A 15,121-nucleotide genomic window follows, 5' to 3' on the forward strand; every position below is an offset into this window, starting at 1 on the left:
CTTCGCCCGAGAGGGCTTCGGCGGACACCTCGCTGCGCTCGCAATGACGCGTGGGGAGAGCGGAGTGCTACTGATACGCCGAGACGATGTCGCTCACAGCGCGTTCCAATTGCTGAGCTGTCGCGCAGGGGCGGACGACGTTGCAGAAGGTCTGGTAGCGCGGCATCTCTGAATCGCCCCAGCCCCAGGTCATGCGGCCCTCTGGATTGAGCCAGACCACGCGCTTGGCGCGTTCGGAGATGGCTTTGAGGATGTCGGCGCGTGGGTCGAGCTTGTTGCTGCGGGCATCACCCAGAATGATCACGGTGGTCTGTGGCGTCACCGACGACATGAACTGCTTCTCGAAATCCACCAGCGAGGAGCCGTAGTCGGACGAGCCGAAGCCGACCTTGTGCATGATCTCGGCCATGGCCTCCTCGGCCGGCTTCTGCTCAAGGATCTCGCTGACCTCGATCAGGTGGCCGGAGAACGCGAACGAGCGAACATCGCTGACGACGTCGTGCAGGCTGTGGATCAGCAGCAGGAAGAAATCCGAGACGCGGGCGACGGAGCCCGAGACGTCGCACAGCGCGACGATCTTCGGGCGGTCGCGGTGCCGGCGCTTCCACGCGGTGAGGAAGGGCACGCTGCCCCAGGCCGCGTTGCGGCGGAGCGTGCGGCGGACGTCGAGATGGCCGCGGCGCTGGCGCTTGCGCGGCTTCGCATAGCGCTCGCGCAGGCGGCGCGCGATCTGCCGGATCAGCGCCCGCATCTCCGCGACCTGGCGCGGCTCGATCCGCGACAGCTGCGCGTTGCGCAGGATCTCGTGGCGAAGGTTCTCGGTCTCCTCGCGGCCGTACAGCGCGAGCGACTGCGCGACCGCATCGCGCACGGTGTCGCGCAGGCCGTCGAGCCCGGCCTGCAGCCGCTCCGCCAACGCCGGATTGGTCTCGGTGAGCCTATCGAGATCGTCGCGCAGCCGCTGGATCCCCATCGTCTCCAGCATGCGGCTGGAGAACAGGCCGCGCTGGGTGAAGTAGCGGATCTCCGACAGCCCGACGGCGCTGGACGCGTTGGCGATCGCGGCCGAGATGTCAGCCGTGTTCTGCGCCAGCAGCATCTGGGCAAGAGCGCCGAGCTCCGCGTCCGCCTCACCGCCGATCGGCTCTCCGGATGGCGGGGCCGACTGGGCCTCATTCGACGCCGCGTCCTGCTGCGTCTCGTCATTCGCCTCGGCCTGCGCCGGATCGACATGGGCGAAGAACAGGTCGAAGCAGGCGCCGAGGGCCTTCTTCTCGTCCTCGCTCTTGGCGAGCGTCAGCAGCAGGCTGTCGCGCAGCACCGTGCGATCGGCGAGACCGACGCTCGCCACAGCGCGCATCGCGTCGATGCTCTCGGCCGGCGACACGTGCACGCCGGCGCCGCGCGCCGCCCGAAAGAACCGATGCAGGTTCTCCTGCATGAGAGCCTCACCCGAAGATGTTCTGGCGCTGCGCCTTGGCGACGAAGGTCGTCACCTGCGGCAGCGCCACCTCGATGTCGGACTCGTATTTCAAGAGCACGTTGAGCGTATCCTTCACCACGTCATGGCCGAGCTCGGCCGCCTGCAGCAGCACCAGCACGCGCGCCCAGTCGATGGTCTCGCTGACCGACGGCTGCTTCTTCAGGTCGAGCGTTCTGACGTCGTGGATGAAGGCCACGAGCTGCCGGCGCAGATTCTGCGAGATGCCGGGCACGCGGCTCTCGACGATGCGCTCTTCCAGCCGCTGCTCGGGGAAGCCGATGTGCAGATGCAGGCAGCGCCGCTTCAGGGCGTCGCCGAGGTTGCGCTCGGAGTTGGAGGTCAGGATCACGGTCGGCGGCTTGGCGGCGGCGATGCTGCCGAGCTCGGGGATCGTGACCTGGAAGTCCGAAAGGATCTCCAGCAGCAGCGACTCGAACTCGGCGTCGGACTTGTCGATCTCGTCGATCAGCAGCACGCAGCCGTTGGGCTCGAGCAGCGCCTGCAGCAGCGGCCGCGGCTCGACGAACTCCTTGGAAAAGAACACGTCGCCGAAATCGTGCAGCTGGCCGAGCGCCGCATGCAAGGTCTGAGCGCCGCCGAGCACCTCGCCGAGCTTGTCCTTCAGGATCTGGGTGTAGAGCAGCTGCTTGGCGTATTTCCACTCGTACAGCGCCTTGGCCTCGTCAAGCCCCTCATAACATTGCAGCCGGATCATCTTGAGGCCGCGCCAGGCGGCGATCGCCTTGGCAAGTTCGGTCTTGCCGACGCCGGCTGGGCCCTCGACCAGGATCGGCTTGTCGATCGCCTGCGACAGGTACACGGCGGTGGCGATCTGGCGGCTGGCGATATAGCCCTGGGCGGCGAGGCCGGCTTCGACGGCCGCGATCGAGGCGATGGCTGAAGAGGGGGCCGGGGAATCAGCCACTGACGAAACTCCGTTTCCTGGTATCAGGACCCGGCGCAGATGTGATCGGCGTTCCGGTCCCTGGACGTTGGTGGTCAGGCGAAAACCCTGACTTTTCCTCGCATTGTGTTATGTCCTGGCTACGCGTCCCGGGCAGCCCTGTCCAGTGCGCGCGTGGGTGCCTCGGCCGCATGGCTGCCGGTCGCCAGCGGACCGGACCGAGAACCTCCTCCTGCAAATCACGCCGAGCGGAATATGAACCGATCCATCCTGCATCTCCTCGTCCTGCTGGTTCTCGTGGTCGGAGGCGGCTGGATCATCGGCGCCTCCAACATGCCCGGCGCCTGGTACGGCTCGCTCAACAAGCCTTGGTTCACCCCGCCGGGCTGGCTGTTTCCGATCGCCTGGACCGTGCTCTACGTCATGATCGCGGTCGCTGGCTGGCGCACCTATGAGCGGGTCGAAAGCGGTGCGGTGATGCAGGTGTGGTGGGGACAGCTGGTGCTGAACTTCGCCTGGTCGCCGGTGTTCTTCACCGCGCATCTGATGTGGGTCGCGTTCGCGATCATCGCCAGCATGTTCGTGCTGATCGTGACCTTCATCGTGATGCAATGGCGCGAGGACCGGATCGCGGCGCTGCTGTTCGTGCCCTATGCCTGTTGGGTCGCGTTCGCGTCGGCGCTGAATTTTGCGGTGAACGTGCTGAATTGAGATGAGGCGGCTGATGGGGAGAAGCTGTCAACAATCGGGTGTGCTGCCGCCGCGTCCTCCGCTGTCGTCCCTGCGAACGCAGGGACCCATACCGCGGACGGCCGATTGTCGGAAAAGACTCCGAGTTGCCTTTCGTGCTCAACAATCAGGGCCGGTGGTTATGGGTCCCTGCGTTCGCAGGGACGACAGTCGGGGGTGGGGCGGGCAGCGCGGCAGACTGACGCTTGATGGTCGAGGCGTTCACCCATGAATCTCAAGCAGCTCGAATATTTCGTGCAGGTCGCCGAGCTCGGCTCGTTCAGCAAGGCCGCGTCCGTGCTCGACGTGGCGCAGCCGGCGCTGTCGCGGCAGGTGCGGGCGCTGGAATCGGAGTTGAAGCAGCAGCTGTTCGCGCGCAACGGGCGGGGCGTGGCGCTGACTGAGGCCGGCAAGCGGCTGCTCGACCACAGCGTCGGCGTGCTGCAGCTGGTGGCGCATGCGCGCGAAGATCTCGGCGCCAGCCGCGATGCGCCGGTCGGCCGCGTCACCATCGGCCTGCCACCGAGCATCGCGCGGCAATTGACGCTGCCGCTGATCGATCGCTTCCGCAAGGAGTATCCGGCGGCGCGACTGGCCGTCGTCGAGGGGCTGTCGACGCATGTGGTGGAGTGGGTCACCACCGGACGCATCGACGTCGGCATGGTCTACAATCCCGAGGCCCAGGCCGGCATCGAGATCACGCCGGTGCTGCAGGAGCCGCTGGCGCTGGTGAGCCATGCGCCCAAGGGCAAGCGCCGCGTCACCGCGCCGCTGCCGATGGCCGAGCTGTCGCGCTACAGCCTGATCATGCCGGAGCGGGTGCACGCGATGCGGCGCCTGCTGGAGACGCAGGCGGCGCTCGCCGGGATCAAGCTCGACATCGCCTGGGAGGTGTCGAGCGTGCCCTCGATCATCGATCTCGTCTGCGCCGGCTACGGCCACGCCGTGCTGACCCCGAGTGGCGTCGCCGCCTCGGGCCGCGCCAGCGAGCTCGCCATCCGCCCACTGACCGAGCCCGCCCCGACCAGCGTGCTGTGCTTCGTCACCTCGGCGCACAAGCGCCCGACGCCGCTGGCGCAGCAGACCATCAAGCTGGCGACCGCGCTGATCCGGAAGCTGCCGCGGTAACTGAAGCACTCTGTATCCGCTCTACCGGTGCCCACCCTCCCCTGGAGGGGGAGGGTCGCTCGCACGCGAAGCGGGCGAGCGGGGTGGGGTGAAGCCATGGGCACCGGTGCATCTGGAGAGATCACCCCACCCCGCCTCACGGCTCGCTTCGCTCCCCGTGAGCCGACCCTCCCCCTCCAGGGGAGGGTGGAGCCCGCGGTGTCTGAGCCGTGCGAAAGCCAACAGCGGAGTTGTTCAGACCCATTCTAAAATCAGCATGGCTCATCTGATATCTTATGCCGTTTCAGAATAGCTGATAGAAGCCCCCGGGCGCTGGCGCGGGCCGGCGCGCTCGGTCACATACCCGGTCAAGCCGCCGAAGCAGCAGGGCCGATCCCGTCAGGGATCGCGCGCCCTGCGGACCTCGGCCAACGCGCCAGAACAGCACCCAAGGAAGCAGAAGCGATGCCAACGACCGCCCGCGTCGACGTCCAGGCCTTTCTCGACGACCACAAGTTCTCCGGCTTCCAGTGGCTGATCTTCGCGCTCGGCTTCGTCATCGTGCTGCTCGACGGCTTCGACACCGCGGCGATCGGCTTCATCGCGCCGTCGCTCCTGAAGGAGTGGGGCATCGAGAAATCGGCGCTTGGACCGGTGCTGAGCGCGGCGCTGTTCGGTCTTGCCGGCGGGGCGCTGTTCGCGGGGCCGATCGCCGATCGTCTCGGCCGCAAGCTGGTGCTGGTCGGCTCCGTGCTGATCTTCGGCATCGCCTGTCTGGCCTCGGCGTTCGCGACCAACCTGACCGAGCTCACCGTGCTCCGCTGCGTCACCGGCATCGGCCTCGGTGCCGCCATGCCGAATGCCGTGACCCTGCTCAGCGAGTACTGTCCGGGCCGGCTGCGCGCGACCATGACCAACCTGATGTTCTGCGGCTTTCCGCTTGGGGCGGCCTGCGGCGGCTTCCTCGCGGCGTGGATGATCCCGCAATGGGGCTGGCGCAGCGTGCTGGTGCTCGGCGGCGTCACGCCGCTGGTGTTGACCGTGCTGCTGATCGCGATCCTGCCGGAGTCGGTGCACTACCTGCTGTCGCGCGGCGCGAGCGTCGAGCGCGTCCGCAAGGTGATGCGCCGGATATCGGCTGCAGCCTCCGATGTCGCCCAGTTCGTGATGCTGGAGCCGGAGCACGCCGAGACCACCCGGCGCGTCAACGCCACCGGCATCGGCATGGTGCTGTCGCCGGTGCTGCGCGTCGGCTCGGTGATGCTGTGGGTCACCTATTTCATGGGGCTCGTGATCTTCTACTCGCTGATCAACTGGATGCCGATCCTGTTCAAGGATGTCGGGCTCAACCCGCAGACCGCGACCCTGATCTCGGCGCTGTTCCCGCTCGGCGGCGTCGGCGCGGTGTTCTTTGGCCTGCTGATGGACCGCTTCAACGCCAACCGCATCGTCGCGGTCGGCTACGCCCTGACCGCGGTGACGATCTTCCTGATCGGGCAGGCGGTCGGGAACATGGGCTTCCTGGTGGTGATCGTGTTCGCCGCCGGCGTCGTCATGAACACGGCGCAGTCGTCGCTGCCGGCGCTGGCCGCCTCCTTCTATCCGACCCAGGGCCGGGCCACCGGCGTGGCCTGGATGATGGGCATCGGCCGCTTCGGTGGCATCGCCGGCTCATTCCTGGTCGCCGAGCTGACCGCGCGCCACCTGACCTTCAGCGAGATTTTCACCGTGATCGCGGTTCCCGGCTTGATCGCGGCGCTCGCCCTTGTGGTAAAGCAGGTCGTGGGACCGGGAGGCCGCGGCAGCGGCGAGGATGTCGGCTCCGCCGTGGTGGCGCATTGAGCGGCGCGCGCCACCGCAAGACACAGAAGCTTTGAGGGAGAGACTGACGTGATCATCGACGTGCACGGCCATTACACGACGGCCCCGAAGGCGCTGGAAGAGTGGCGCAACCGGCAGATCGCGGGCATCAGGGATCCCTCCGTCATGCCCAAGGCGTCGGAGCTTTCGATCAGCGACGACGAACTGCGCGAGAGCATCGAGAGCAACCAGCTCAAGAAGATGAAGGAGCGCGGCAGCGACCTCACCGTGTTCTCGCCGCGCGCGAGCTTCATGGCGCACCACATCGGCGACTTCCAGGTGTCCTCGACCTGGGCCGCGATCTGCAACGAGCTGTGCTACCGCGTCAGCAAGCTGTTCCCGGACAATTTCATCGGCGTCGCGATGCTGCCGCAGTCGCCGGGCGTCGACCCCAAGACCTGCATTCCCGAACTGGAGAAGTGCATCAAGGAGTACGGCTTCGTCGGCATCAACCTCAACCCGGATCCCTCGGGCGGCCACTGGACCTCGCCGCCGCTGTCGGACCGGCACTGGTATCCGATCTACGAGAAGATGGTCGAGCTCGACATCCCCGCGATGATCCACGTCTCCACCAGCTGCAACGCCTGCTTCCACACCACGGGCGCGCACTACCTCAACGCCGACACCACGGCGTTCATGCAGTGCCTGACGTCGGACCTGTTCAAGGACTTCCCGACGTTGAAGTTCCTAATCCCGCATGGCGGCGGCGCGGTGCCGTATCACTGGGGCCGGTTCCGCGGCCTCGCCCAGGAGCTGAAGAAGCCGCTGTTGAAGGATCACCTGCTCAACAACATCTTCTTCGATACCTGTGTCTATCACCAGCCGGGCATCGACCTGCTCACCGGCGTGATCCCGATCGACAACATCCTGTTCGCGTCGGAAATGATCGGCGCCGTCCGTGGCATCGACCCGGAGACCGGCTTCTACTACGACGACACCAAGCGCTATATCGAGGCCGCCAAGCTGACCCCCGAGCAGCGCCACCAGATCTATGAAGGCAATGCACGGCGCGTGTTCCCGCGGCTCGACGCCGCGTTGAAGGCCAAGGGCAAGTAATCTAAAGGGCAGGCGATATGAGCACCCCCATGAACAATCTCGGCATCGTCAAGACGAAGATCACCCGCGCCGACAAGGCGGCGGTGGAGAAGCTGTCCAAGTTCGGCGTCGCCACCATCCACGAGGCGATGGGCCGCGTCGGCCTGATGCAGTGCTACATGCGCCCGATCTATCCGACGGCGAAAATGTGCGGCACGGCCGTCACCGTGCTGCTGCAGCCCGGCGACAACTGGATGCTGCATGTTGCGGCCGAGCAGATCCAGCCCGGCGACGTCGTCGTCGCCGCCTGCACGGTGGAGAACACCGACGGCTTCTTCGGCGATTTGCTGGCGACCAGCTTCCGCGCCCGCGGCGCCCAGGGCCTCGTGATCGACGGCGGCGTGCGCGACGTTGCTGATCTGACTGAGATGCAGTTCCCGGTGTTCTCGCGCGCCATCTCGGCTCGCGGCACCGTCAAGGCCACGCTCGGCTCGGTCAACATCCCGATCGTCTGCGCCGGAGCTGCCGTCAATCCGGGTGACGTGATCGTCGCCGATGTCGACGGCATCGTCGTGGTGCCGGCCGCGGTCGCCCACCAGGCAGCCGACGCCGCTGCTGCGCGCGAGGCCAACGAGGCCGACAAGCGCGAGAAGCTCGCGTCCGGCGTGCTCGGCCTCGACATGTACAAGATGCGCGAGCCGCTGGCGAAGGCCGGGCTCAAATACATCGATTGAGCATGACCGCGGCGTCCAACCCAAATCCTTCGAACCGATGGCATGTCGGGCTGATCGGCTACGGCGAGGTCGGCAAGATCCTCGCCGAGGATCTGCGCAAGGACGGCGTGCGCGTCTCGGCCTATGACGTCAAGCTGGCCGACTCGCGCGGCGACGCGATGCGTGACCACGCCGACAGCATCGGCGTGACGCTGGCCGCATCGCATGCGGAGCTGGCGGCGGAGGCCGACTTCATCGTCTCCGCGGTGACCGCCAGCCAGGACGTGGCCGTCGCCGAGGCCTGCGCTGCAGCCATCAAGCCTGGCGCGTGGTTCCTCGACTTCAACTCGGCCTCGCCCGGCGCCAAGCAGCGCGCCGCCGCGCTGATCGACGGCGCCGGCGGCCGCTATGTCGAGGGCGCGGTCATGACCTCGGTGCCGCCGTATCGCATCAAGGTGCCGCTGCTGCTCGGCGGCGCCGGCGCGCGCGAGTTGGCGCCGCTGCTCAACGATCTTGGCTTCGCCGCCAAGCCCGCCAGCGACAAGCTCGGCGTCGCCTCGGCGACCAAGATGTGCCGCAGCATCATGATCAAGGGCCTCGAGGCGATGGTGATCGAGAGCTTCACCACCGCGCGCGCCTATGGCGTCGAGGACGCGGTGCTGGCTTCGCTGCAGGAGACGTTCCCCGGCATCGACTGGGAGAAGCAGGGCGCCTATTTCTTTCAGCGCGTGATCGAGCATGGCCGCCGCCGCGCCGAGGAGGTGAGGGAGGTTGCCGAGACCGTGCGCGACATCGGGCTGACGCCGTGGTCGGCGGAAGGCACCGCCGAGCGCCAGGCCTGGGTCGCCGATCTCGCCGATGGCGGCCTGTTCGGCACCCGCGGCACCAAGGAATTCGCGCGCAGCCCGGACTGGCGCACCGAGGCCGATCGCATTCTCAACAAGATCAAGTCCAAGGAGTAGGGAACCTCATGGAGTTCCAGAAGACCCCGGGATGGCTCGACTGGTATGACGGCCCGTCGAAGCCGCGCTTCAAGGTGCCGGCCGGCAGTGTCGACGCGCATTGTCACGTGTTCGGCCCCGGCGCCGAATTCCCCTATGCGCCCGAGCGCAAGTACACCCCCTGCGACGCCTCCAAGCAGCAGCTCTATGCGCTGCGCGACCATCTCGGCTTCGCGCGCAACGTCGTGGTGCAGGCAACCTGCCACGGCGCCGACAACCGCGCCATGGTCAATGCGCTGGTGCATTCCAACGGCAGGGCTCGCGGCGTCGCCACCGTCAAGCGCAGCGTCACCGACGAGGAACTGAAGGCGATGCACGACGCCGGCGTGCGCGGCGTCCGCTTCAATTTCGTCAAGCGCCTGGTTGACTTCACGCCCAAGGACGAGCTGATCGAGATCGCCAACCGCATCAGCAAGCTCGGCTGGCATGTCGTGATCTATTTCGAAGCCGTCGACCTGCCGGAGCTATGGGACTTCTTCACCTCGCTGCCGACCACGGTCGTCGTCGACCACATGGGCCGTCCTGATGTGACCAAGCCGGTCGATGGTCCGGAGTTCGAGCTGTTCGTGAAGTTCATGCGCGAGCACGGCAACGTCTGGTCCAAGGTGAGCTGCCCGGAGCGTCTCTCGGTCAAAGGACCGCCGGCGCTGAACGGCGAGCAGAGCGCCTATCGCGACGTGGTGCCGTTCGCCCGACGCATCGTCGAGACCTTCCCGGATCGCGTGCTGTGGGGCACCGACTGGCCGCATCCGAACCTGAAGGACCACATGCCGGACGACGGCCTGCTGGTCGACTTCATTCCGCATATCGCCGTCACCGCGGAGCTGCAGCACAAGCTCCTGGTCGACAATCCGATGCGGCTGTACTGGCCCGAAGAATCCTGAAGGAGGGAAGCGATGTCGCTCGACAAACCCTATACCGACGTTCCCGGCACGACCATCTTCGACGCGGACATGTCGCGGATGGGCTATCACCTCAACCAGTTCTGCATGTCCCTGATGAAGGCGGAGAACCGCGCCCGCTTCAAGGCCAATGAGCGCGCCTATCTCGACGAATGGCCGATGAGCGAGGAGCAGAAGCAGGCCGTGCTCGACCGCGACCTCAACCGCTGCATTGCGCTCGGCGGCAACATCTACTTCCTCGCCAAGATCGGCGCGACCGACGGCAAGAGCTTTCAGCAGATGGCGGGCAGCATGACCGGCATGACCGAGGACCAGTACCGCGAGATGATGATCAAGGGCGGCCGCTCGGTCGAGGGCAACCGCTACACCGGGGAGAAGAAGTAAATGGCCCATATCTCCGCAAGCGTCTTCACCTCGCACGTCCCGGCGATCGGCGCAGCCCTCGACCTCGGCAAGACCGGCGAGGATTATTGGAAGCCGGTCTTCGCCGGCTACGACTTCGCCAAGCAGTGGGAGAAGGAGCAGAAGCCGGACGTCGTATTCCTGGTCTTCAACGACCATGCGACCGCCTTCAGCCTGGACATGATTCCCACGTTCGCGATCGGCACCGCGGCTGAATATCAGCCGGCCGACGAGGGCTGGGGCCCGCGCCCGGTCCCCAAGGTGATCGGGCATCCGAAGCTCGCCGCGCACATCGCGCAGTCGGTGATCCAGGACGATTTCGACCTCACCATCGTCAACAAGATGGACGTCGATCACGGCCTCACCGTGCCGCTCAGCCTGATCTTCGGCCAGGTCGATGCCTGGCCGTGCCCGGTGATCCCGTTCGCCGTCAACGTCGTGCAATATCCGGTGCCGTCCGGCCGCCGCTGCTTCATGCTCGGCAAGGCGATCCGCAAGGCGATCGAGAGCTATGACGAGCCGCTCAACGTGCAGATCTGGGGCACCGGCGGCATGAGCCACCAGCTGCAGGGGCCGCGCGCCGGCCTGATCAATCGCGAATGGGACAACATGTTCCTGGACAAGCTGATCAACGATCCGGAAGGCCTGTCCAAGGTGCCGCATATCGAGTACGTCCGCGAGGCCGGCAGCGAGGGCATCGAGCTCGTGATGTGGCTGATCGCGCGCGGCGCCATGAGCGACGTCAACGAGACCAAGAAGGGCAACGCGCCGACCGTGCGTCACCGCTTCTATCATGTGCCGGCGAGCAACACGGCCGTCGGCCATCTGATCCTGGAGAACAACTGATATGGCCAAGACCATCAAGGTCGCGCTCGCCGGCGCCGGCGCCTTCGGCATCAAGCATCTCGACGGCATCAAGAACATCGACGGGGTCGAGGTGGTGTCGCTGGTCGGCCGCCGCTTCGACCAGACCAAGGAAGTCGCCGACAAATACGGCATCAAGCACGTCTCGACCGAGCTCGCCAACAGCCTCAAGCTGCCGGAGGTCGATGCCGTCATCCTCTGCACGCCGACCCAGATGCATGCGGCGCAGGCGATCGACTGCCTCAAGGCCGGCAAGCATGTCCAGGTCGAGATTCCGCTCGCCGACTCGCTGAAGGACGCGCAGCAGGTGGTGGAGCTGCAGAAGGAGACCAAGCTGGTCGCTATGTGCGGCCACACCCGCCGCTTCAATCCCAGCCACCAGTTCGTGCACAAGAAGATCAAGGCCGGCGAATTCCACATCCAGCAGATGGACGTGCAGACCTACTTCTTCCGCCGCACCAACATGAACGCGCTGGGCCAGCCGCGCAGCTGGACCGACCATCTGCTGTGGCACCACGCCGCCCACACCGTCGACCTGTTCGCCTATCAGGCGGGCTCGCCGATCGTGAAGGCCAATGCGATCCAGGGTCCGATCCACCCGACCCTGGGCATCGCCATGGACATGTCGATCCAGCTCAAGGCCGCCAATGGCGCGATCTGCACGCTGTCGCTGTCGTTCAACAATGACGGCCCGCTCGGCACCTTCTTCCGCTACATCGGCGACACCGGCACCTATATCGCCCGCTACGACGATCTGGTGAACGGCAAGGAAGAGAAGATCGACGTCTCCAAGGTCGACGTCTCCATGAACGGCATCGAGCTGCAGGACCGCGAGTTCTTCGCCGCGATCCGCGAGGGCCGCGAGCCCAACGCCTCCGTTGCCCAGGTGCTGCCCTGCTACCAGGTGCTGCACGATCTCGACGTGCAGCTCGCCAAGGGCTGATACTTCTTCCCTCCTCGCGCGCGTTGCGCGTGAGGAGGTTTCTACGATGGCGCAGATCTACGGCGCCTTGGACGGCTTCAGCTTCGGCAGCGTCGCGACGATCTTCTGCTTGCCGTCGACGATCTCGGCCAGGAAGCTCTCACGGTCGATGTCGCCGTTCTGGTCCCAGCTTGCCTCCATCAGCATGCCCGGCGCCTTGTCCGGCGTCAGCGTCAATCCCTTCATGGTGGCGCCGAAAGCGTGGCCGTCGAACTTGCCGATCATCTCGGTCACGTATTTGACGAGATAGACCGCGGTATAGCCCTTGATGCCGTTATGGTCGGGCCAATAGCGGTAGCGCTCGTTGAACTTCTTCGCAAAGGCCTGGATGGCTGGGACCGGCGCATCCGCGCTCAGGCCGACATGGCCGCGCACGCCGTTGGCGGCGGGGCCTGCGAGCTCCACGACCTTCTGGCTGAGCAGCGTCGTCTCTCCGAACAGCGGCACCGACAATCCCTGACGTTTGGCCTCGATCAGGAAACGCGCGCTTTCTTCCTCGTTGGTGTAGACGAAGATCGCGTCGGCCTTGACGTTCTTCAGCTTGATGACGTCGGAGCCGAAATCGACCTGGCCCTGCTCGGTCGACAGGTCGGACACGACGTCGATGCCGCGGGCCTTCATCTCCTTGACGAAGCTGTCGCGGCCGCCTTTGCCGAAATCGTTGTTCACCCAGACCACCGCGACGGACTTCACGTTCAGCTGGTCATGCAGATAGTTGGCGATCTTCGGCATGCTGAACTGCTGGCCGAAGGCGGTGCGGAAGATCCAGGGATTGCCTTGCGTCGTGATATCGGCGGCCTCGGCACCGACGATCTGCGGCACCTCGGCCTGCTGCGTCAGCGCCATGTTGACCTTGACCGAGCCCGAATAGATCGGCCCCAGCACCACATAGGGCTCGCGATCGAGCACCTTCTGCACCTGGGCCCGGGAGACGCCGGGATTGCTCTGGGTGTCGAGGTGCTCGGTCGCAATCTTGCGGCCGAGAATGCCTCCGGCATTGTTGATCTCGTCGACCGCCAGGGCGACGCCATCGCGCCAGTTCGTGCCCGACACGGCTCCGGGGCCGGACAGCTCGACGACATCGGGAATGTAGACGGTGTTCTCTGCCCAGGCCAAACCCGTCCACAATGACATGGCGGCCGCCAAGCCGCTCAATCTTCCCAGATGCCTCATGACGTCCTCCCGATTGTTTTTTGCTTATGATGATGAACTTGCGGGTGCCTCTGCAAAACCCAGTAGTCGCGACGGCGTTCGCCATAGCAGCCGGTGCTGATCGTCCGGGTCCGGAAAGATCTCGGTAATGCCGGCCAGCAGCGGCCCGTAGTCGAGGCGTTCGGGCGCGCGCAGGAACGGCCAATCGGAGCCCCACACGCAGCGATCGAGCGTGAAGGCCTCGACCAGCGCGGCGATGAATGGCCACGTGTCGGCGTACGGATAGGGCTGGCGCGCGAATTTGTAGTAGCCGGACAGCTTCACATGCGCGTCGCGGTCGCGGCCGAGCGCGAGCAAGGCCTGGAAGGATGGGCGTTGCAGCCCATGCTCCACGGCAGGCCGGCCGCAGTGATCGAACACGAGGCGGACCGTCGACCGCTCGATGAGGGGCAGCAGGTCGAGCAACTGATCCTGCTCGACCTGGACCTGCAGAAACAGATCGAGGTCGGTCAGCTTGTCCAGCAGCGGCGCGGCGTCACGGTAATAGTTGGTGCCATGAAACGGCACGTTGAAGGCGACGCCGATGACGCCTGCGGCCTTCAACCGCTCCAGTTCCCCGATGTCGACGTCCTTCTCGACGACCGCGACGCCCTTGAACCTGCCATTTCCGAGCCTGAGTGTGTCGAGCAGGATGCGGCTGTCGGAGCCATAGCCGGAATTGGTCGCGACGATCAGCGCGTGCCGGACGTCGAAGACGTCGAGCACGCGAATGAGATGCGCGGCGGGCGCGATTTCCTGGCCGGTCGGACGATAGGGCGTATCCGGCGCGTAGGAGAAGCGCGCGGGATCGATGGTGTGGATGTGGCAATCGATCCTGGGGCCTACCGGAAGTGCCATGGTCGAGCCCTCTCTGACCGACGTTCAGAACGTCGCCTGAATCGCCTTGATCAGTTCGGGCGTGACGTCGGGCAGAACCCCGAACCAGGCCTCGAAGGCGAGGCGGGCCTGGTTGAGCAGCAGGCCGAGCCCGTTCACCGTCGTGCAGCCGCGCCCGCGCGCGTCCACCAGGAAGGGCGTTTCGAGCGGTGTGTAGATCAGGTCCGCGACGAGCGTCTTCGCGGACAGTCGTCCCAGATCGATCTCCAGTGCGGGCTTTCCGATCATGCCGCGATCGGTGCTGTTGATGAGCAGCGCGACATCGGCGACTGCCGCCGAACGATCATCCCACGCCACCGTGCTGATGATGGCCGTCCCGAATTCGGCTGCGATGGCCTGCGCCTTCTCGGTGGTGCGGTTGCAGATGCGGATGTCGCGGGCACCATTCTCCAGCAGCGCCACAACGACCGCGCGCGCTGCACCGCCGGCCCCAAGCAAGAGAACAGGGCCTTCGTCGGCGCGCCAGTTCGGCCTGGCATCGCGCAGGCTCTGGACAAAGCCGTTGCCGTCATTGTTGAAGCCGCTCAGCGTGCCATCCGCTTCGACCACGATCGTGTTCACGGCGCCGATGCGTCGTGCGGTGTCGTTGACCCGGTGCAGCAGCGGCATCGCCGTCTGCTTGTGCGGCATGGTCACGTTGCAGCCGCGGAATCCGAGCGCCACCAGCCCAGCCAGCGCATCCTTCAGCCGCTCCGGCTGAACCGCGAGCGGGACGTAGGCGCCGCGCAGGCCGTGCGCATTGAGCCAGAAATTGTGGATCGTGGGCGAGCGGGAGTGAGCGACGGGCATGCCGATGACGCCAGCCAATCCGAATCCATTCGCTTGCGACATGCTGCGCGATGACCTCCCTTTTCAGATATCGACCTGTTCCGGCCAATGTGAAACCGTCTTATGAGCAATGACGCGCACAGGCAATTGAAACATTCGGCCACAAATCCTTGTCGCAATGCAGCGCATCATGGCTCAACGTCCAGTTCATGGGCGTCGTCGCGTGACCCGCCCCCCTGGGCAAAGCCAGGGGTGATTTCTATGATTGCGCAAGTCTGCCTCG

15 protein-coding genes are annotated in these 15,121 nt (G+C 65.7%); 10 read left to right on the forward strand and 5 right to left on the reverse strand.

Annotation, left to right across the window (positions count from 1 at the left end):
- Window positions 1-67: 67 nt before the first annotated feature.
- Both QW863_RS15475 and QW863_RS15480 read right to left on the reverse strand, forming a co-directional pair.
- Complete coding sequence (locus tag QW863_RS15475; protein WP_315715623.1) at window positions 68-1,441, reverse strand: vWA domain-containing protein; 1,374 nt, start codon at window positions 1,439-1,441, stop codon at window positions 68-70.
- Window positions 1,442-1,448: 7 nt separating this feature from the next.
- Window positions 1,449-2,408 carry a MoxR family ATPase gene (locus QW863_RS15480; protein WP_315715624.1) on the reverse strand — a complete coding sequence of 320 codons (960 nt, stop codon included), beginning with the start codon at window positions 2,406-2,408 and terminating at the stop codon, window positions 1,449-1,451.
- Window positions 2,409-2,684: 276 nt separating this feature from the next.
- Between QW863_RS15480 and QW863_RS15485 the strand changes: the two genes are divergently transcribed.
- The 10 genes from QW863_RS15485 (at window position 2,685) to QW863_RS15530 (ending at window position 11,943) form a co-directional block, all read left to right on the forward strand.
- Window positions 2,685-3,098, forward strand: coding sequence for a TspO/MBR family protein (locus QW863_RS15485; RefSeq protein ID WP_315715807.1), 414 nt, complete (start codon window positions 2,685-2,687; stop codon window positions 3,096-3,098).
- Between the two features lie 246 nt (window positions 3,099-3,344).
- Complete coding sequence (locus QW863_RS15490; RefSeq protein WP_315715625.1) at window positions 3,345-4,244, forward strand: LysR substrate-binding domain-containing protein; 900 nt, start codon at window positions 3,345-3,347, stop codon at window positions 4,242-4,244.
- 444 nt (window positions 4,245-4,688) lie between these two features.
- On the forward strand, window positions 4,689-6,065 hold the full coding sequence (locus tag QW863_RS15495; protein ID WP_315715626.1) for an MFS transporter: 1,377 nt from the start codon (window positions 4,689-4,691) through the stop codon (window positions 6,063-6,065).
- 48 nt (window positions 6,066-6,113) lie between these two features.
- A complete protein-coding gene (locus QW863_RS15500) occupies window positions 6,114-7,139 on the forward strand; it encodes an amidohydrolase family protein (RefSeq protein ID WP_315767947.1) in 1,026 nt (341 codons plus the stop codon).
- A gap of 17 nt (window positions 7,140-7,156) precedes the next feature.
- Complete coding sequence (gene ligK / locus QW863_RS15505) at window positions 7,157-7,852, forward strand: 4-carboxy-4-hydroxy-2-oxoadipate aldolase/oxaloacetate decarboxylase (RefSeq protein WP_011925385.1); 696 nt, start codon at window positions 7,157-7,159, stop codon at window positions 7,850-7,852.
- Window positions 7,853-7,854: 2 nt separating this feature from the next.
- On the forward strand, window positions 7,855-8,793 hold the full coding sequence (locus QW863_RS15510) for an NAD(P)-dependent oxidoreductase (RefSeq protein ID WP_315715630.1): 939 nt from the start codon (window positions 7,855-7,857) through the stop codon (window positions 8,791-8,793).
- Window positions 8,794-8,801: 8 nt separating this feature from the next.
- Window positions 8,802-9,716: an amidohydrolase family protein gene (locus tag QW863_RS15515; protein WP_315715631.1), complete on the forward strand. Its 915-nt coding sequence runs from the start codon at window positions 8,802-8,804 to the stop codon at window positions 9,714-9,716.
- Window positions 9,717-9,728: 12 nt separating this feature from the next.
- Window positions 9,729-10,118, forward strand: a complete 390-nt coding sequence (gene ligA / locus QW863_RS15520) for a protocatechuate 4,5-dioxygenase subunit alpha (protein WP_257168873.1) — start codon at window positions 9,729-9,731, stop codon at window positions 10,116-10,118.
- Window positions 10,119-10,982 carry a class III extradiol dioxygenase subunit beta gene (locus tag QW863_RS15525; RefSeq protein WP_315715633.1) on the forward strand — a complete coding sequence of 288 codons (864 nt, stop codon included), beginning with the start codon at window positions 10,119-10,121 and terminating at the stop codon, window positions 10,980-10,982.
- 1 nt (window position 10,983) lies between these two features.
- Window positions 10,984-11,943 carry a Gfo/Idh/MocA family oxidoreductase gene (locus tag QW863_RS15530; protein ID WP_315715634.1) on the forward strand — a complete coding sequence of 320 codons (960 nt, stop codon included), beginning with the start codon at window positions 10,984-10,986 and terminating at the stop codon, window positions 11,941-11,943.
- A gap of 57 nt (window positions 11,944-12,000) precedes the next feature.
- Here QW863_RS15530 and QW863_RS15535 read toward each other — a convergent pair whose 3' ends face one another.
- Genes QW863_RS15535 through QW863_RS15545 form a run of 3 tightly spaced genes read right to left on the reverse strand, consistent with a single transcriptional unit; the run spans window position 12,001 to window position 14,901 of the window.
- On the reverse strand, window positions 12,001-13,155 hold the full coding sequence (locus tag QW863_RS15535; protein WP_315767950.1) for an ABC transporter substrate-binding protein: 1,155 nt from the start codon (window positions 13,153-13,155) through the stop codon (window positions 12,001-12,003).
- A gap of 24 nt (window positions 13,156-13,179) precedes the next feature.
- On the reverse strand, window positions 13,180-14,031 hold the full coding sequence (locus tag QW863_RS15540; RefSeq protein WP_315767952.1) for an amidohydrolase family protein: 852 nt from the start codon (window positions 14,029-14,031) through the stop codon (window positions 13,180-13,182).
- Between the two features lie 24 nt (window positions 14,032-14,055).
- Complete coding sequence (locus QW863_RS15545) at window positions 14,056-14,901, reverse strand: shikimate dehydrogenase (RefSeq protein WP_315767954.1); 846 nt, start codon at window positions 14,899-14,901, stop codon at window positions 14,056-14,058.
- Window positions 14,902-15,121: the final 220 nt, after the last annotated feature.

Origin of the sequence: Bradyrhizobium sp. SZCCHNR1017, assembly GCF_032381375.1 — a bacterium.
Classification (GTDB): Bacteria; Pseudomonadota; Alphaproteobacteria; order Rhizobiales; family Xanthobacteraceae; genus Bradyrhizobium.

What these genes read in the sequence shown, in the direction of transcription:
- QW863_RS15475 (WP_315715623.1), bottom strand. Translation starts at nt 1,441, where the DNA reads ATGCAGGAGAACCTGCATCGGTTCTTTCGGGCGGCGCGCGGCGCCGGC.
- QW863_RS15490 (WP_315715625.1), top strand. Translation starts at nt 3,345, where the DNA reads ATGAATCTCAAGCAGCTCGAATATTTCGTGCAGGTCGCCGAGCTCGGC.
- QW863_RS15495 (WP_315715626.1), top strand. Translation starts at nt 4,689, where the DNA reads ATGCCAACGACCGCCCGCGTCGACGTCCAGGCCTTTCTCGACGACCAC.
- ligK (WP_011925385.1), top strand. Translation starts at nt 7,157, where the DNA reads ATGAGCACCCCCATGAACAATCTCGGCATCGTCAAGACGAAGATCACC.
- QW863_RS15510 (WP_315715630.1), top strand. Translation starts at nt 7,855, where the DNA reads ATGACCGCGGCGTCCAACCCAAATCCTTCGAACCGATGGCATGTCGGG.
- QW863_RS15515 (WP_315715631.1), top strand. Translation starts at nt 8,802, where the DNA reads ATGGAGTTCCAGAAGACCCCGGGATGGCTCGACTGGTATGACGGCCCG.
- ligA (WP_257168873.1), top strand. Translation starts at nt 9,729, where the DNA reads ATGTCGCTCGACAAACCCTATACCGACGTTCCCGGCACGACCATCTTC.
- QW863_RS15525 (WP_315715633.1), top strand. Translation starts at nt 10,119, where the DNA reads ATGGCCCATATCTCCGCAAGCGTCTTCACCTCGCACGTCCCGGCGATC.
- QW863_RS15530 (WP_315715634.1), top strand. Translation starts at nt 10,984, where the DNA reads ATGGCCAAGACCATCAAGGTCGCGCTCGCCGGCGCCGGCGCCTTCGGC.
- QW863_RS15535 (WP_315767950.1), bottom strand. Translation starts at nt 13,155, where the DNA reads ATGAGGCATCTGGGAAGATTGAGCGGCTTGGCGGCCGCCATGTCATTG.
- QW863_RS15540 (WP_315767952.1), bottom strand. Translation starts at nt 14,031, where the DNA reads ATGGCACTTCCGGTAGGCCCCAGGATCGATTGCCACATCCACACCATC.
- QW863_RS15545 (WP_315767954.1), bottom strand. Translation starts at nt 14,901, where the DNA reads ATGTCGCAAGCGAATGGATTCGGATTGGCTGGCGTCATCGGCATGCCC.